We start from the raw sequence: 16,987 nt of genomic DNA on the forward strand, positions 1-16,987 counted from the left end.
ATGCACATGCGATCGCACCGGCCCACTTCCGCACGACTGATCCGCCCCTTTCTGCTCGCCGCCGGCCTGTCCGCGGCCCTGCTGGGCCTGCCCTCGCCGCCGGCCGCCGCCGCCGAACCGGTCGGCGCCACCGCTTCGGCCGAGGAGCAGTCCGCGGTCAATGCGATCGCCGGCGTCTGGACCCGCTACGCCGGCCAGATGGAACGCCACGACCCGGCCGCCGCCGACGCGATCGCCGAATCCACCGTGCGCCACTACGCCTTCCTGCGCGATGCCGCGCTGTACGCCTCGCCCGAACAACTGCAGCGTTTGCCCGCGGCCGACCGCCTGACCGTCTACGGTCTGCGCGCGCGCCACGACGCCGACGCGCTGGCGGCCTGGGACGGCCGCCGCACCTATCGCGAATGCATCGGCCTGCACCTGTGCGATGCGCCGATGACGCTGTCGCCCAGCGGCGGCGTCTATCCGATGCTGAGCCACGTGGCGATGATCGACCGCGACCGCGCGCTCGGCGAAATCAAGCCGCAGACCGACAAGCGCTACGCCTTCGGCCCGGAGTTCGCGCGCGAGGACGGGCGCTGGAAAGTCCGCCCGGAACGCAACGCCGAGCAGTTGTCCGAGCTGATGAACCTGCTGTCGGAACAAGCCGGCGGCGAGACCGGGATGATGCAGTTCCTGCTCGGCACCTCGTTCGGCGCGCAGTACGCCGCCGCGCCGCTGGACACGCTGAAACAACCCTTGCGCGACGATGCCGCCGCGCGCGGCCGCTTGGACGGCCAGTGGCCGGACTACGCCGCCATCCGCGAGACGGTGCTGGCCGCGCTCGCGCACAAGGCCGAGGACGGCGAGCCGCTGGCGCAGTTCATCTACGGCCATGCGCTGTACGCCGGCGATGCCGAGCGCAAGATCGCGCCGGACCAGGAACGCGGCCTGGCGATGATGCAGCGCGCCAGCGACGCCGGCCATGTCGATGCCTCGGTGGCCCTGGCCCAGACCATGCTCGACACCGGCCCCGACCAATCGTTTTCGAGCGTGCCGGCGGCGACGCTGCGGCGCGCGCTGCCGTACATCCGCAGCGGCGCCGATGCCGGCGACGTGTGGTCGATGACGATCTATGCGCAGTTGCTGCAGGACGGCGCGGCCGGACTGGCGCGCAACTGCACCGAGTCCGCCGACTGGCGGCGCAAGGCCGAAGAGGCGGGGCTGGAGTTCGCCCGCAACGATCGGGTCTGGGTGCTGGCGACCTGCGCCGAGCCGAGTCAGCGCGATCCGAAACAAGCCCTGGCGCTGGCCCGGCCGATGATCAAGCAGCGCGCCAAGCTCAGCAGCGGCAACCTGGACACGGTAGCCGCCGTCTACGCCGCCAACGGCGACTTCGCCCAGGCCGTGCGTTTCCAGCAACTGGCGATCAAGCGGCTGGAGCCGGACATCGACGCGCGCGATCGCGAACGCATCCACGCGCGCCTGAGCCTTTATCAGCAAAGACGCGACTACACTGACCAGGAAACCTCTTTCACGGTCGAGCGATGACACCTGTTCCGCCGCAACGCGACGACACCCACGCAGTACCGGCGCCGGCCACGGCGGACGCCACCGCATCGCCTCGCGACGACGCCGATGCAGCCGCGGACAGCGCCGGCGTCGAAGCGCGGCCGCCGCCGCATGCGAACGCCGGCGCGCAGCCGTCGGGCGATCAGCACGCGCCTGAGCGCGAGCCGGGCGATGCCGCGCCGGCCGCCGCCGCGTCACCCAACAGCGACTGGCAACGCCTGCCGGCGCGCGCGATCCCGCTGTGCACGATCGACATCAGCCTGGCGCTGGCGCTGGTGGCCGGCATCGCCGGCACCGTGCTGGGCGTGCTGGTGATCGGCAAGTTCGTCGCCCTGGCCAGCGGCCTGACCGGCGCGCTGTTCGGCGCCGGCATCGGCATGTGGATCGGCTTCCGCCGCTATCGCAACACCTTGTGGCGCCTGGACGAACACGGCTTCGCGGTGCGCCGCGGCGTGGCCTGGCGGCGCGAGACGCTGGTGCCGCTGACGCGCGTGCAGCACCTGGACCTCAAGCACGGCCCGCTGCAGCGCATGCGCGGGCTGGCGACGCTGGTGGTGCACACCGCCGGCACCCGCCACAGCGCGGTGGCGATCGATCACCTCGACGCCGACGACGCCCAACGCCTGCGCGAACGCCTGGGCCGCCAGCTCGATCACGAGGACGACGAGGCCTGATGAGCGCGTCCGAGCTCGATCGCCCGTCCGCCGATCCGCAACGCCCGCCGGTCGCCGCCGCGGGCGCGCACGCGAACCGGCGCGCGTCCGAACCGGTAGCCGACCGCCGCCTGCATCCGATGTCGTGGCTGTTCGTGCTGATCCAGCACCTCAAGCAATACATCGTGCCCTTGCTGGTGCTGGTGTTCGTCGGCCGCGGCGACCGCAACGAGCTGTGGTCGCTGGTCGGCGTGGCGCTGCTGGTGCTGGCCGCGTTGTGGCGGTACGCGACCTATCGCTACGGCGTCGGCGCCAGCGGGCTGGTGGTGCGCAGCGGCTTGTTCACCCGCAACCTGCGGGTGATTCCGTTCGTGCGCATCCAGAACGTCGCCGTGCATCAGACCGTGCTGCACCGGCTGTTCGGCGTGGCCGAGGTGCGGTTGGAATCGGCCGGCAGCAAGGAACACGAAGCGCAGATGCGCGTGCTCAAGCTGGCCGACGCGATGGCGCTGGAAACGCTGGTGCGCCGGCGCGGCGACAGCCCCGCCGACGCGGCGGAAGAACGCGTGGACACGCTGCTGCGGCTGTCGCCGCTGGAAGTGCTGCGGCTGGGACTGGTCTCCAACGGCGGCCTGGTGCTGGCCGGCGCCGGCCTGGCCGCGGCGATGCAGATGCTGCCGGATTTCAACGGCCGCATTCCCGAACGCGTGCTGCGCCGCGGCGCCAACTGGCTGCTCGGCCAGCTCGGCGGCTATCAACTCGACGCGCTCGGCTACGTGCTGCTGGCGGCGGGCGCGATCGCCTTCGTCGCCGCCGCGCTGAAGCTGCTGTCGGTGACCCTGGCGCTGCTGCGTTACTACGGTTTCGAACTCAGCGAACAAGGCCGCCGGCTCACCGCCGAGCGCGGCCTGCTCGGACGCTGGCGCACCACCGTGCCGCGCCGGCGCATCCAGGCCTGGACACTGGAGGAAGGCCTGCTGCACCGGCTGGTCAAACGCCGCCGGCTGGCGGTGGACACGGTCGGCGCGGACGGGCACGAAGAAGGGCGCGCGCTCAAGGAGCTGGCGCCGATCGCCACACCCGCCGCCTGTGCCGCACTGGTCGCCCACCTGCTGCCGCGCGCGGGCTGGGACGCGCTGCAATGGCGGCCGCTGCCCAAGGCGGTGTGGTGGCGGATGTTCCTGCCCGATGTGCCGTGGACTGTGTTGGCGACGTTCGCGCTGTACTGGCAGGTCGGCGGCGGGTGCCTGCTCGCCTTGCTGTGGCTGCCGTGGGCGGCGTTCAAGGCGCAGCGGCGCGCGCGCCGGATCGGCTACGCGCTCAACGGCGAACTGATCGCGGTGCGCGAGGGCTGGTGGCATCGCTACTGGCGCTTCGCCGAACTCGACAAACTGCAGGCCCTGCAGATCACCCGCTCGCCGATCGACCTGCGCTGCGGCACCGCGACCCTGTGGCTGGACACCGCCGGCGCCACCGCGATGGGCCCGGCGCTGCGCATCCGCTTTCTGCCGGACGACGAAGCGCGGCGGATCTACGAACGATTGTCGGCATCGCTGGCGAAGCGGCCGCTGCGCTGGTGACCGCGGTCTCGCGCCGCGCTCAGCCGCCCCATCCCCAATAGCCCAGCTCGCGCCGGATCTGCAGCGCGCGCAGCCACGACGACAGCGGCTTGGCGCGCAAGGCGCCGAGCTTGCCGGCGAGCAAGTCCTCGGTCGCCGCGATCACCCGCTCCGACGAGCGCCCGTCGCGATACGGATGGATGGCGTCGGCGTAGGCGTCGATCGCCGCCTGCAGTTCCGGGCTCGGCATGAAGGCGTGTTCGAGCTGCTCGCCGAGCCGGGCCGGATCGTCGAAATCGAGCATGTGCGGCTTGGGCGCGCGATTGCGGAAGGTGACCACCGGTTTGCGCTGGACCACGAACTCGGACACCACCGAGGTGGTATCGGCCACCAGCACGTCGGCCGCGCGCTGCGCCGCGATCAGGTCCTCGGTTTCCACGAAGGTCGCGTTCGGCCCGGACAAGGCGCGGTAGCGATCGAACCACTCCGGCGCGCACTTGGGATGCAGGGTCAACAGCCAGTAGCGCTCGCCCTCGGCGACCTGGGCCTGGATCGCCTCGAACAGATGCGGCGCGGCGCTCAGCCGCTCGGTGAAGGTCGAAGCGAACAACACCACCGGCCGGCGCCCGGCCAGGCGGCGCCAGCGCGCCGAGCCTCCGTCGTCGTCGCGGAACAGGGGATCGAGCTTGGGCCAGCCGGTTTCGACCACGGCGAAATGCCCGGCCTGCGCGGCCAGGGCGCGGAACGGCGCGGTGGTGGCCGGGCCTTGCGTGCAATACAGATCGAACAGGCCGCGCACGCGGAAATGGCCGCGCGCGTCCTCGCGTTTTTCGACGTTGAAGCCATGGAACAACTGCACCTTGGCCCCGGCCACGAACGGCGGCACCCAGTTGGCGGCGCTGAATACCGCGCGCGGCTTCAACGCGACCGCGGCGCGCAGACCGGCCTTGCCCGGTTCGAGCATGCGCACCGGCGCGGCCAGTTGCGAGGCCGCGGCGCCGTCGGCGAACCAGGCGTGGGCGACGTGTCCGGCCGCGTGCAGCGCCTGCGCCAGCGGCTGCAGGATCGGCAGCGCGTAGCGTTCGGTCGCGAAAAGCAGGTAGTCGGACATGGGTAGGCCGGTTGGGTGGGGGGCGCGCGGGATTATCGGGTAGAAGGGCGTAGGAACGAGTGCAGAGGAGTGAGGAGTGAGTAAAAGCAAAGCTCGAGGCTCCGGCCTTTACTCACTCCTCACTCCTCTGCACTCATTCCTCCCCCTCACTCCCCAAACCCGGCGCTATCCTTGCCAAGCCCCCCGCCCTGCCGGATCGCCGCCATCGACACGCCCCGCCCCGCCATGGATGCCACCGAGCCCGCGCGCGTGCGCGTATCGGCCTGCATCATCGCCTTCAACGAGGCCGACCGGATCGGCGACTGCCTGAGTTCGCTGGCGTTCTGCGACGAAATCGTGGTGGTGGATTCCAATTCCTCCGACGCCACCGTCGCCATCGCCCACGCCGCCGGCGCGCATGTGCTGCAGCGGCGATTCGACGGCTTTCGCAGCCAGAAGCAGTACGCGATCGAACAGGCCGCGCACGACTGGGTGCTGTGCCTGGACGCCGACGAACGCGTCAGCGATGCGATGCGCGCGTCGATCCTGGCCGCGCGCGATCGCGGCTTCGCCGACGCGGCCGGCTATCGTTTCGCCCGGCTGTCGGATTACTTCGGCCGCTTTCTGCGCCACGGCAACGCCTATCCCGACCGCGTGCTGCGCCTGTTCGACCGCCGCCGCGGCGGCTGGCGCGGCAAGCGCGAAGTGCACGAGGCCGCCAGCGTCGACGGCGCGGTCGTCACCCTGGGCGGCGACCTGATCCACTACCCGTATCGCTCCCTGGAACAGCAACTGGCCAAGACCGAGCGCTACGCGCGCATGATGGCCGAGCACGATCACGCGCGCGGCAAGCGCGCGACGCTGGCCAAGCTGGTGCTGGCGCCGGCCTGGCGGTTCTGGCGCGGCTATGTGCTGCGCGGCGGCTTTCTCGACGGCTGGCACGGCCTGATCTATGCCTATGTGCGCGCCAACTACGTGCGGCAGAAGACCATCATGCTGTGGATGCTGCAGCACGGGCAGCCGGTGACCACACCCAAACGCGACGACGATACGACGGCGGGATAAGCGCGGCGGTCAGGTTCGCGCGGCCGCGTTCTCGCGCGATTCGCGCAAGGCGAATCCGTACATCACGCCCACCATCACCGCGTAGAACGAGGCGATCAGTTGATGGGCGAACATCGACTGGGTCAGGCCGCAGGCGATGTAGACCAGCACCAGCACCAGCCCCGCCAGCGCGGTGCTGCGCGACCGCCCGGCCGCCTGCGCGCGCAGGCGCCGGGCGAACAGCGTCAGCGGGATCAGATAAATGCCGAAGATCGCGATCAGGCCCGGCAGGCCCATGGTCGCCGCCCATTCGAAGGCGTCGCTGTGGGCATGGCCGAGTTTGCAGAAACCGATCCGCGGCGCCGGCGGCGCGCATTGCGGCGTGGCCAGCACCACTTTCTCGAAACTGCCGATGCCCACGCCGGTCAGCGGATGCTCGATGAAGGTATCGCGCGCCAACTCCAGCAAGGTCATGCGCGCGCCGAGCGAGGATTCGTGATCGTTGCCGCGCTTGACCCGGTCCACGTCCGAGACCAGTTCCTGCATGCGCATCTGTTGCGCCAGCGGCCCGCCGACCCACCAGCTGATCGTCAGTCCCAGCGCCAGCACCGCCAGCACCGTCCACGACAACTTGCGCGCGCGCCCGCCGCTGACGATCAGGCCCACCACCAGCACGATCGCCAGCCCCGGCCACACACCGCGGCTGCCGCTGAGCGCCACCGCGCCGACGCCCAGCGCGCAGGCCAACGTGGTCCACAGCAGCTCGCCGGACGGACGGGTGAACACCGCCACCACGATCAGCGCGATCAAGGCGTCGGCGAACACGATCGCGTTGGCGGTCCAGCCCAGCGCGCGATCCACGCCGGTGCCGACCTGGAACAGGGCCACGCCGAACGCGCCGGCCAGACCGACCAGCGCGCCGGCCCACAGCCAGCGCCGCGACGGCCGGTAGGCGAAGATCATCAGCGCGAAGAACGGCAGCGTGAGCAGGCGCAGGCGGTTGTCGGCCTCGCGCCAGCGCACGTCGAAATGCAGTTTCGAATACAGCACCACCACCGCGGCGACCGCGGCCATCGCGATCAGCCAGCGCAGCTCGCGCCCGACTTCGCGCCAGCCCTGCACGATCACCCCCGGCGACAGCGCGAACGCCACGATCGCCAAGGCCGCGAACGGCCCCAGCCCCCACGGCGTGGAGATCAGCAGCGCCGGCAGGCAGAACAGGCCGATCTCCAGCGTGCGCCGCGACCAGCGCTGGCGCCGCGAGGGTTCGCCGAACGCGACCGCGGCGCCCTGGGCACGACCGGACGCGGGCACCGCTGCTTGGGATTCGGTCACCGATCAGTCCGCGTCGTCGTACTGATGATCGTCGTCGTTCGGCACGAGCGGCGGCGCGGCCGGACAGGTCTGTCGTGCTTCATACGGCACCAGCCACCACATCCGGCGATTGGACATGCCGATCATCTCCGCGCGCAGGCGGTCCACGCACGCCGGCAGCGCCGGCTCCTGCACGAACAGCCAGCGCCGCTGCGGCGCCTGCTTCTGCCAGGCCAGGCCGAGTTCGAGCTGCCGGGCCCACCCCATGCGGAAACCGAAGTTGGTGGTCCTGGACTGACTCATGAGCAGGTTCTGCTCTTTCCACGCGACCAGGCCGAGCTCGGCATCGGGCCCGATGCGCTGCGCGGTCAGCGTCATCACCCCGCGCGCCGACGAGGAATCGTTGAGCACCGGCGTGATCAGCAGGCCGTACATCACCCACAGCCCGCACAGCGTCGAGGCCAGCACGTGGATCGGCCGACGGTAGCCGAACCACAGCAGGCTCGCCGCGCCCCAGGCGCCGATCGCGATCAGCGCCGCTTCCAGCGCGCGCCCGCCGTCGGTGAAGCCGCGCCCGTCGAGCAGGCGGCCTTCGAACTTGGGATCGCCGAACCACATCGACAGGCCGGCGCCGAGCATCGCCACCGTCAGCATCAGCGCGAAGCCCAGCGCGATGCGGCGCGGCCAGGCCCGGCGCAGGATGCCCGGCAGAAGCGGCGCGAACATCAGGCAGGCCATCGGCAGCGCCGGCAGGATGTAGACGTCGCGCTTACCGTGCGGGATCGAGAAGAACACGATCACCAGCACCCACCAGCTCAGCGGCAGCAGGTAGCGCGCGTCCAGCCGGCCCAGGCGCCGGCCCCAGGCGCGCAGCGCCCACGGCAGCGCCAGCATCAGCGGCAGCCACATCGAGAACATCACCCCGATGTGGTACCAGACCGGCTGCGGATGATCCCAGGACTTGGCGTAGCGCCCGGCGGTCTGGCGGAACAGGATGTCGTTGAGATACGCCTGATAGCTCGGATCGGCGCTGTGCGTCGCCACCAGCACCATCGGCGCCAGCCACAGCGCGATCGCCAGCAAAAACGCCAGCGGCCCCAGCCAGAAGCGCGGATTGCCGATCCCGGCGCGCACCGGCATGCGCACCCAGGCCAGCGCGCGCGCGCCCGGGCCGTCGGCGGCCATGCGCGCGCGCAGCGGCCGCAGCAGCGCCGCCAGCGCCACCGGCACCAGCATCAACAGCGCGATCGCGCCCACGCCCTTGGTGATCACGCCGATGCCGGCGGCGAACCAGCCCAGCGCCCACCAGCGCCACGCCCGCCCGGTCAGCAGATGCCGCAGCAGTCCGTAATTGGCGAAGGTGATCCAGAACACCACCGACGGATCGATCTGCGCCTTCTTCGACTGATAGGCGAAGTGCAGGGTCAGCAGCAGCGCCCAGCCGGCGTAGTAGCCGATCCGCGGCGTCCACAGGCGCCGGCCCAGATCGACCACGCACCACAGCGTGCCCAGCGCGGCGAACAGCGACGGCAGCAGGAAGGCCACGCGCCAGTTGCGAGTGAACAGATAGGCCACCGCCTCGGTCCACATGAACAACGGCGGCTTGTCCGAGTACAGCTCGACCCCGCGGTGCGGGAACAGCCATTGCCCGGTCTCGACCATCTGCTTGGCGACCAGGGCGAACCGCGGCTCATCGGCCGGCCACGGATCGCGCAGCCCCAGGCCGGCCCCGAGGACCAGCCAGGCAACGATCCAAAACAGCCATGCGTGGCGGGATAGGGCGTTCTTGAACATGCGCGAAATAATACGCAGCGACCTGGGCCGGGTGGAGAGGGGAAAGCCGGCATCTGGGCGCCCGCTCACCTTTGGCTCATCTAATGCCGGCCGCGACTCCAGGCCGGCCGGCATGACGAAAACACCGGCGGGCACCCGCCGGGCGAACGCGCAGCGGCGCGGACTAACCGGCCCGGCGCAGGCGCGCGTAGAAGAAACCGTCGCCGCCGTCCTCGCCGGGCAGGCGCTGGCGGCCGACTTCGCAGTCGTGGCCGTAGCCCGCGTCCAGCGGCTCCACCCGCGCATCGGCGGTGCGTTGCACGAACGCGCGCACCTGGGCGTCGTTTTCCTGGCGCAGGATCGAACATGTCGCGTACAGCAGCACGCCGCCGGGCGCCACGGTGCGCCACAGCGCATCGAGCAGCCGCGCCTGCAGCAGGCTAAGCGTGGCGATGTCGGACTCGCGTCGGTGCAGCACCACGTCCGGCTGCCGGCGCACGATGCCGGTGGCCGAGCACGGCGCGTCGAGCAGCACCGCGTCGAACGGCGTGCCGTCCCACCAGGCGTCCAGGTCGGCGGCGTCGGCGGCGCGCAGTTCGATGCGCTCGCCATCGGCGCCGTCGAAGCCGGCGCGCTGCAGGGTCGCGCGCACCTTGTGCAGGCGGGCGGCGTCGATGTCGAGCGCGGTCAGGCGCAGGCTGGGGTCGCGTTCGAGCAGATGCGCGCTCTTGCCGCCGGGCGCGGCGCAGGCGTCGAGCACGCGCGCGCCCGGCGCCGGCGCCAGCGCGTCGGCGACCCGCTGCGCGGACACGTCCTGCACCGACACCTCGCCGTCGGCGAAGCCCGGCAGGGCCGCCACCGGCAGCGGCGTGTCCAGGCGCAGCGCGTCGGCCGGATCGACGGGCGCGCTCGCTTCGATCCCGGCCTGGGTCAAGCCGGCCAGATAGTCCTCGCGGGTGACGCGGGCGCGATTGACCCGCAGCCACATCGGCGGCGGCGTGCCGCTGTGGGCGAGGATCGCGTCGTAGTGGTCCGGCCAGTCCTTGCGCAGCATGCCGCGCAGCCAACTGGGCCAATGCGAATGGCGCGGGTCGGTGACCGGCAGGCCGTCGCGCTGGGCGCGGCGCAGCAGCGCGTTGACCAGGGCGGCCTGATGCGGATGGCCGAGCAGGCGCGCGGCCTCGACCGTCGCATCCAGCGCGGCGTGCGCGGCCAGTTGCAGCGGATCGAGCTGGGCCAGTCCGGTGTAGAGCAGCGCGCGCAGTTCTCCGTCGCGCGAACTCAGCGGCCGCGGCATCCACGCCGTCAGCGCGGCCTCGTAGCGCAGCGGCTGGCGCAGCACGGCGAAGCAGATCGCCTCGACCAGGGCGCGGTCGCGCGGATCGGCCAGCGCCGGCAGGGCGACGGCGAGCTCGGCCTTGAGCGAACGCCCGCGATGCAGCACCGCGTTGAGCACGCGCGCGGCGATGGCGCGCGACTGTGCGCCGGGCTGGGCGGTGTCGGACAACGGCGGCGGGCGCGTCGCGGCGCCGCGGCTGCGCGCGTAGGGATCGCGGGCGCCGGCGGCGGAAGACGCCAGACGCGATCGCGGCGGACGCGGGCTCGCGCTGTGGGGTTGCGCGGCGCGCTCGGTGGACGCGTGGCTTGCGTCGCTGCCCGTGTCGGCGGTTTCGGCGGCGCCGCGTTTCTCGGCGGCGCGGCGGTCGGCGCGGCGTTTTTCGAAATCGAGCTTGGCGAAGGCCAGTCGTGCCGACCCGGGCTTGGCGCCGGCCGAACGTTTGCCGCGATCCGCGCCATCGGATGCGCCGCGCGCCGCCCCGCGCGGGCCGGGCACCCGGCGCTTGGCCTCGGTCGGCTTGCTGGAATCGCTACGCGCGGATTCGGATCGCTGCGCGGCCGGTCGCTGCGCGGCGCGGCGCTCAGGCCCCGTGGTTTTCGCCGCGCGCTCGCCGGAGGCTTTCGCCGCGGCCGGGCGCGGCGCATCCAGCGAACCCGGAGCGCGCACGCGCCCGCGTGCCGGCCGTGCGTCGCCGTCGCGCGGCGGACCTTTCGGCGGTTGCCGTCCGGCGCTCATGTCAGCGCGCCGCCGCGAGATCGCGGCGGCCGTTCAAGTAATCGGCGGCGGTGATCGCCTTGCCGCCTTCGCGCTGCAGCACGCGGATGCGCAGCGCGCCGCGGCCGCAGGCGATGTCGATGCCTTCGCGGCCGGCCAGCAGCACCGTGCCCGGTTCGGCGCCGTGCTCCAGCGGCAAGGCGATGGCGCCGTGCACGCGCACGCGCTCGCCGGCGATCAGCGCATCGGCCATCGGCCAGGGATTGAACGCGCGCACCTTGTTGGCCAAGGCGGTGGCGGGCTGATTCCAGTCCAGCCGCGCCTCGGCCTTGTCGAGCTTGTGCGCGTAGGTCACGCCCTCTTCGGGCTGGACCCACGGGTTCAGACGCAGGTCCGCGCGCAGCAGGCCCAGGCCGTCGTTGAGCACCTGCGCGCCGATTTCGGCCAGGCGGTCGTGCAACTGGCCGCCGGTTTCGTTGTCGCCGATCTCGGTGGTGTGGGCGAGCAGCACCGGGCCGGTGTCCAGGCCTTTCTCCATCTGCATCAGGCACACCCCGGTTTCGCGGTCGCCGGCTTCGATCGCGCGCTGGATCGGCGCGGCGCCGCGCCAGCGCGGCAGCAGCGAGGCGTGCAGGTTCCAGCAGCTGTAGGTCGGAATATCCAGCACCGACTGCGGCAGGATCAGGCCGTAGGCGACCACGATCAGCAAGTCCGGCTGCAGCGCGCGCAGCGCTTCGCGCGAGACCGCGGCCTTGAAGTTCTCCGGCTGCAGCACCGGAATGCCGCGCAGCAACGCCTCGCGCTTGACCGGCGAAATCGACATCTCGCGCCCGCGCCCGGCCGGACGGTCGGGCTGGGTGTAGGCGGCGACCACCTCGCCCTTGAGCGTGGCGGCCCGCAGGGCGGGAACGGCGAAGTCGGGGGTACCGGCGAAAACTAGGCGCATAAGCTCGGGAATGGGGAATCGGGAATGGGGAATCGGCGCGGATCACCGCGTCGGTCGCGAGCGCCTTGCGTTCAAGACTACAGAAACGAAAAACGGGACCCGGAAACCAGCGCGCGCCGCACGGCGCCACGCCGATTCCCGATTCCCGATTCGCGAATCCCGGCCCTTACGCCGACTGCCGACGCTGCTTGGCCAGCTTCTTGCGCACCATCTCGCGCTTGAGCGGCGAGAGGTAATCGACGAACAACTTGCCTTCCAGGTGATCCATCTCGTGCTGGATGCACACCGCCAGCAGACCGTCGGTGCTCAGCTCGAAGGGCTGGCCGTCGCGGCCGACGGCCTTGACCGTGATCGCGTTGGCGCGGGTCACGTCGGCGAAGATGCCGGGCACCGACAGGCAGCCTTCCTGGTAGACCTGCTCGCCGTCGCGGGCGAGGATCTCCGGGTTGATGAACACCATCGGCTGGTTTTTTTCTTCCGACACATCGATGACCATGAAGCGCTGGTGGACATCGACCTGGCTCGCGGCCAGGCCGATGCCGGGGCATTCGTACATGGTCTCGAACATGTCGTCGAGCAGGCGCTGGAACTCGGGTTGGGTCACGCGCGCGGGATCGACCGCCGCCGCTTTCGTGCGCAAACGCGGGTCCGGGAATTCGAGAATGGATAAGACGGCCATAGGGCACCGAAAATGGGGGCGTGGGTCACATACGCAAGCTTTGGTTGCATTGTACCCCCGTTATAGGCTGCAAAGGCCTGCTAGTGTTCGCACCTTCTGAGCTATAGTCCGGGTGCCCGCAGAGGGCAAACCTGGAAGGGGAATCAGGTAGATGGCCGCCATGTTTAAACCGATCCGCGCGGTTTTCGCCGCCGCGTTGCTGACTGTCGCCACGTACGCCCTCGCGGCGGAAATCCGTGGCGACCACCCCGACACTTACGTGGTGAAGCGGGGCGACACCTTGTGGGATATCTCGGCTCGCTTCCTCAAGCGACCGTGGCTGTGGCCGGAAATCTGGCAGGCCAACCCGCAGATCAAGAATCCGCATCTCATCTATCCCGGCGACGTGATCTCGCTGGCGTACCTCGACCGCGTCGCCGCGGCCCAGGTCCAGTCCGGTCCGCGCCAGGAGGCCCCGATCACCGGCGTGCCGCTGGCCGAGATCGAGCCGTTCCTGAAGAACCTGCGCGTGGTCGAGCAGTTCGAACAGCTGCCCTACGTGGTCGGCCTGGAAGAAGACCGCCTGCGCGTGACTCAGGGCCAGGTCGCCTACATCAAGGGCCTGCCCGAGCAGAGCCCGGGCACCCGCTACGCCGTGGTCCGCCCGACCCAGCGCTACACCCGCCTGGACCGCAAGGCCTGCTGCGACATCATGCGCGCCGCCGACCTGGACTTCCGCGGCAAGCGCACGGTCGATTTCGAATCCATCTGGACCGACGTGGTCGTGCCGGACAAGGGCCGCGAGCTGCTCGGCTATGAGCTGATGCAGGTTTCCACCGGCACCCTGAGCCGCGGCGCCGTGGGCGGCATGGAAGCGTCCACCCTCGTGATCGACGACACCGGCCGCGAAATCCGCGTCGGCGACCGCCTGATCCCGGTGGAGATGCAGCCCTACGATCTGCAGTTCTTCCCGCATCCGCCCAAGGCTCAGTTCGACTACGGTCGCGCCCAGGTCCTGTCGGTCGCCGATCTGGTCCGCAACGGCGGTCCGCGCGACGTGATCGCGCTGTCGGTCGGCGCCCGCGACGGCATCGACAACGGCACGGTGTTCTCCACCTGGCGCGTCGGCAGCCGCGTGCCGGACCGGGTCAAGATCGGCCCGGACCGCTCCGAGGACCTGTACGGCAAGAACTCGCGCGTGCGCCTGCCCGACGAGTTCTCCGGCCACGCGATGGTGTTCCGCACCTTCGACAAGGTCAGCTACGCCCTGATCATGGACGGCGTGCGTCCGACCAAGGTCGGCTACGAGCTCAAGCATCCGGACTCGCCGTACTGAGTCCAGGGAACAGCCCGCGGGCTTTTCCTACAGCACCACGCGACGGCGCCTTCGGGCGCCGTCGTCGTTTGCGGACTAGGCTGGGGCATGAACCCGACCGCCGACCCCGATCCCATCGCCACGCTGCTCCTGCTCGCCGCCGGCGGCTCCAGCGCGGCCCGGCGCGGCTTGCTGGAGCGCCACGGCAGCGCCGCCGCCGCGCTCGCCGCTGGCGCCCGCGCCTGGACTGCGGCGGAGCTGTCGCCGCCGCAGATCGCGCGGCTGTGCGCGCCCGCCGACGCGGCGGTCTGGGCCGCGGCCGGCTGGCCCGGCGACACCGGCGAACGGCTGCTGGCGTGGCTGGGCGATACCAATCACCACCTGATCGAATGGACCAGTCCCGACTACCCAGCTCTACTGCGGCGCGCGCCCAATCCGCCGCTGGCGCTGTTCGTGGCCGGCGAGCCGGGATTGCTGTGGCATCCGGCGGTGGCGGTGGTCGGCAGCCGCTCGCCGACGCCGGGCGGCCAGGACAACGCCGCCGACTTCGCCCGCGCGCTGGCGCGCTCGGGCCTGGCGGTGGCCAGCGGCCTCGCCGCCGGGATCGATGCCGCCGCCCATCGCGCCGCCCTGGACGCCGGCGGCCTGACCGTCGCCGTCCTCGGCACCGGTCCGGACGTGGCCTACCCGCGCCGCCACACCGAGCTGCTGCAGCGCATCGCCGCCGACGGCGCCGTGGTCAGCGAGTACCCGCCCGGCACCCAGGCCCGGCCGGAGCACTTCCCCAGCCGCAACCGCATCCTCGCCGGCCTGAGCCTGGGCACCCTGGTGATCGAAGCGGCCGAGCGCTCCGGCGCGCTGATCACCGCGCGCCTGGCCAGCGAATGCGGGCGCGAGGTGTTCGCCGTGCCCGGCTCGATCCACAACCCGCTGGCGCGCGGCTGCCACCGGCTGATCCGCGAAGGCGCCGGCCTGGTCGAGAGCGCCTCGGAAGTCGTCGCCGCGCTGGCACCGATGGCGGCCGAGCTGGCCGACGGCTTGCGTCACCGTCTGGCCGCCCCCATTAACCTCGGCCACGCGCTGGTCACACACGGCGATCACGATGGCTCCAGCCCCGTCTCAGGAGCTGCCGAGCCTTCAGTTTTCGCCGACCGCGACTACCAGTACTTGTGGAACGCGCTGGGCCACGACCCTACCGGTATGGATCAACTCGTCGAACGTACTGGATTGACGACTGCGGAACTGTCCTCCATGCTGCTGGTCATGGAGCTTGAGGGTCGCGTCGCGGCGCAGCACGGCCGTTACTTCCGTAACCGCTGAATCTGAATCGGTGTCCACCCACCGGCGATTCACCCGGCCAATCAGCAACTCCTGACCCACCGCGCCGCATGCGGCGCAGGCCGAGGGAAATGAAAGAGAGCATCCTGGACGTCCTGCTGTACCTGTTCGAGCATTACTTCACCGACGATGCGGACCTTGTCCGCGACCGCGATTCGCTCCGCAGCGGCCCCCTGTTCGATGAACTGGGCCAGGCCGGTTTCAGTCCCGCCGAGATCAACAAAGCCATCGAATGGCTGGATGCGCTGGCCCAGCAACGGCCCAGCGTCAGTGCTCCGCGCGTGGGCGGCCCGACCCGGATCTACTTCGGCCCGGAACTCGACAAGCTCGATGTCGAATGCCGCGGCTTCCTGCTGTTCCTGGAACAACACGGCATCCTCGACGCCGATCAGCGCGAACTCGTGCTCGACCGGGCGATGGCGCTGGATCAGGAAGAGCTGGACCTGGACGACCTCAAATGGGTCGTGCTGATGGTGCTGTTCAATCAGCCCGGCTCCGAGGCGGCCTACGCCTGGATGGAAACGCAGATGTTCGAGGACGAGCCCGAGCCGGTGCACTGACACCGGCCGCGGCCGCGAGCGGTTCGCGGCGGCGGGTTTCGTCCTTGAATCACTCCACGGCCCTGCACCCGGCCGTTCTGCTTGCACGACGGGCATATTCCTCGCGCCCATCCGTCGCGCAATACACACCGCCCATGCCGGGCGAATAGCGTTTTGCGAACTCCGTGCTAGTTTCATGCGTCTCGCGCATGCCAAGGGTGCTGCGCGATGCTGGCCGTCAGGCGAGTCGCGCGCCCGCGACGCTGCCCGCGCCGGCGCATGCCATCACAAGGACGATCGCGAGATCCGCAGGGGGAGCACATGACGAACTGGTACTACCACGATCCGGCCCAGGGCCGCGTCGGCCCGATCGACGCCGACACCTTGCGCGGCCACTTCCGCGCTGGCCGCATCGGCCGCGACACCCTGCTGTGGCGCGAAGGCCTGCGCGAATGGCAGCCGCTGGAGCGGCTGTCGGCCGAACTGGGCCTGGACGACGACCTGATGTCGCCTCCGCCGCCTCCGGTCGTGCCGCCGCCGCTGCCCGAACCGCCCCACTACGCCATCGACGGCAACGACGCGTCGGCGTCCGCGCCGGCGCAGAACCACGCCCAGCGCAGCGTCAGCCCGGCCGACTACGCCCCGGCTCATGTCGCCCGCCGCCAGCCCGCGCCGCCGCCCAAGCGCGGCCTGTCGGGCTGCATGATCGTGCTGATCGTGCTCGCGGTGCTGGCCATTCCGGTGCTCGGCGTCCTGGTCGCGATCGCCTTGCCGGCGTACCAGGACTACACCTTCCGCGCCAAGGTCTCGGCCGCGCTGGCCGCGGCCGGCCCATACAAGACCCAGGTCGCCGAACACTACCTCGCCCACGACGGCTGCCCGAACAACGCCTCGCCCGGCTTCCGCCCCGCCGAAGCCTATGCGACCGCGCAGATCGCCTCGATCGAGTTCGGCCGCATGCAGGACAGCGGCCAGTGCGGCATCCAGATCGAACTGCGCGGCTTCAACACCCCGCAACTCGACGGCAAGAAGATCTGGCAGTCGTTCGATCCGGCCAACCTGAGCTGGACCTGCGGCTCGGACATCGAGAAACAGGCGACGCTGCCGGCGAACTGCCGCGGCTGATCCGGTCGCCTCGATAACGCCGGCCCGAG

General features: G+C 70.8%; 14 protein-coding genes. 8 read left to right on the forward strand and 6 right to left on the reverse strand.

The window, feature by feature from the left end; genetic code table 11:
- The first annotated feature begins 6 nt into the window (after positions 1-6).
- From J7J50_RS06445 to J7J50_RS06455, 3 genes are all read left to right on the forward strand, one after another.
- Positions 7-1,530, forward strand: coding sequence for a hypothetical protein (locus J7J50_RS06445; protein WP_215056126.1), 1,524 nt, complete (start codon positions 7-9; stop codon positions 1,528-1,530).
- Entirely contained in the window at positions 1,527-2,225 is a 699-nt protein-coding gene (locus J7J50_RS06450; RefSeq protein WP_215056125.1) for a PH domain-containing protein, read from the forward strand. Before J7J50_RS06445 ends, J7J50_RS06450 begins: the two co-directional genes overlap by 4 nt.
- 119 nt (positions 2,226-2,344) lie before the next feature.
- Positions 2,345-3,784: a PH domain-containing protein gene (locus J7J50_RS06455; RefSeq protein ID WP_251044700.1), complete on the forward strand. Its 1,440-nt coding sequence runs from the start codon at positions 2,345-2,347 to the stop codon at positions 3,782-3,784.
- A 19-nt stretch (positions 3,785-3,803) separates the two neighbouring features.
- Here the strand turns inward: J7J50_RS06455 and J7J50_RS06460 are convergent, their stop codons facing one another.
- Complete coding sequence (locus tag J7J50_RS06460; protein WP_215056123.1) at positions 3,804-4,874, reverse strand: CDP-glycerol glycerophosphotransferase family protein; 1,071 nt, start codon at positions 4,872-4,874, stop codon at positions 3,804-3,806.
- A gap of 225 nt (positions 4,875-5,099) precedes the next feature.
- Between J7J50_RS06460 and J7J50_RS06465 the strand changes: the two genes are divergently transcribed.
- Positions 5,100-5,918 carry a glycosyltransferase family 2 protein gene (locus J7J50_RS06465; protein ID WP_215056122.1) on the forward strand — a complete coding sequence of 273 codons (819 nt, stop codon included), beginning with the start codon at positions 5,100-5,102 and terminating at the stop codon, positions 5,916-5,918.
- A gap of 9 nt (positions 5,919-5,927) precedes the next feature.
- Here the strand turns inward: J7J50_RS06465 and J7J50_RS06470 are convergent, their stop codons facing one another.
- From J7J50_RS06470 to def, 5 genes are all read right to left on the reverse strand, one after another.
- On the reverse strand, positions 5,928-7,232 hold the full coding sequence (locus J7J50_RS06470; RefSeq protein WP_215056121.1) for an O-antigen ligase family protein: 1,305 nt from the start codon (positions 7,230-7,232) through the stop codon (positions 5,928-5,930).
- A 3-nt stretch (positions 7,233-7,235) separates the two neighbouring features.
- Positions 7,236-9,005: a glycosyltransferase family 39 protein gene (locus J7J50_RS06475; protein WP_215056120.1), complete on the reverse strand. Its 1,770-nt coding sequence runs from the start codon at positions 9,003-9,005 to the stop codon at positions 7,236-7,238.
- A 163-nt stretch (positions 9,006-9,168) separates the two neighbouring features.
- The gene (gene rsmB, locus J7J50_RS06480; RefSeq protein WP_251044698.1) at positions 9,169-10,491 is read right to left on the reverse strand and encodes a 16S rRNA (cytosine(967)-C(5))-methyltransferase RsmB; all 1,323 of its coding nucleotides are present in this window, start codon (positions 10,489-10,491) and stop codon (positions 9,169-9,171) included.
- Positions 10,492-11,059: 568 nt separating this feature from the next.
- On the reverse strand, positions 11,060-11,983 hold the full coding sequence (fmt, locus tag J7J50_RS06485; RefSeq protein WP_215056118.1) for a methionyl-tRNA formyltransferase: 924 nt from the start codon (positions 11,981-11,983) through the stop codon (positions 11,060-11,062).
- 166 nt (positions 11,984-12,149) lie between these two features.
- Positions 12,150-12,662 carry a peptide deformylase gene (gene def / locus J7J50_RS06490; protein WP_215056117.1) on the reverse strand — a complete coding sequence of 171 codons (513 nt, stop codon included), beginning with the start codon at positions 12,660-12,662 and terminating at the stop codon, positions 12,150-12,152.
- 160 nt (positions 12,663-12,822) lie between these two features.
- On the opposite strand from def, the gene J7J50_RS06495 reads away from it, so the two are divergent.
- From J7J50_RS06495 to J7J50_RS25100, 4 genes are all read left to right on the forward strand, one after another.
- Positions 12,823-13,977 carry a LysM peptidoglycan-binding domain-containing protein gene (locus J7J50_RS06495; RefSeq protein WP_215056175.1) on the forward strand — a complete coding sequence of 385 codons (1,155 nt, stop codon included), beginning with the start codon at positions 12,823-12,825 and terminating at the stop codon, positions 13,975-13,977.
- Positions 13,978-14,064: 87 nt separating this feature from the next.
- Positions 14,065-15,276 carry a DNA-processing protein DprA gene (gene dprA / locus J7J50_RS06500; protein WP_215056116.1) on the forward strand — a complete coding sequence of 404 codons (1,212 nt, stop codon included), beginning with the start codon at positions 14,065-14,067 and terminating at the stop codon, positions 15,274-15,276.
- A gap of 89 nt (positions 15,277-15,365) precedes the next feature.
- Positions 15,366-15,854 carry a DUF494 family protein gene (locus J7J50_RS06505; protein WP_057944804.1) on the forward strand — a complete coding sequence of 163 codons (489 nt, stop codon included), beginning with the start codon at positions 15,366-15,368 and terminating at the stop codon, positions 15,852-15,854.
- Positions 15,855-16,154: 300 nt separating this feature from the next.
- The gene (locus J7J50_RS25100; RefSeq protein ID WP_215056115.1) at positions 16,155-16,958 is read left to right on the forward strand and encodes a pilin; all 804 of its coding nucleotides are present in this window, start codon (positions 16,155-16,157) and stop codon (positions 16,956-16,958) included.
- Positions 16,959-16,987: the final 29 nt, after the last annotated feature.

This window comes from Lysobacter sp. ISL-50, from assembly GCF_018612875.1.
Lineage (GTDB): Bacteria > Pseudomonadota > Gammaproteobacteria > Xanthomonadales > Xanthomonadaceae > Lysobacter.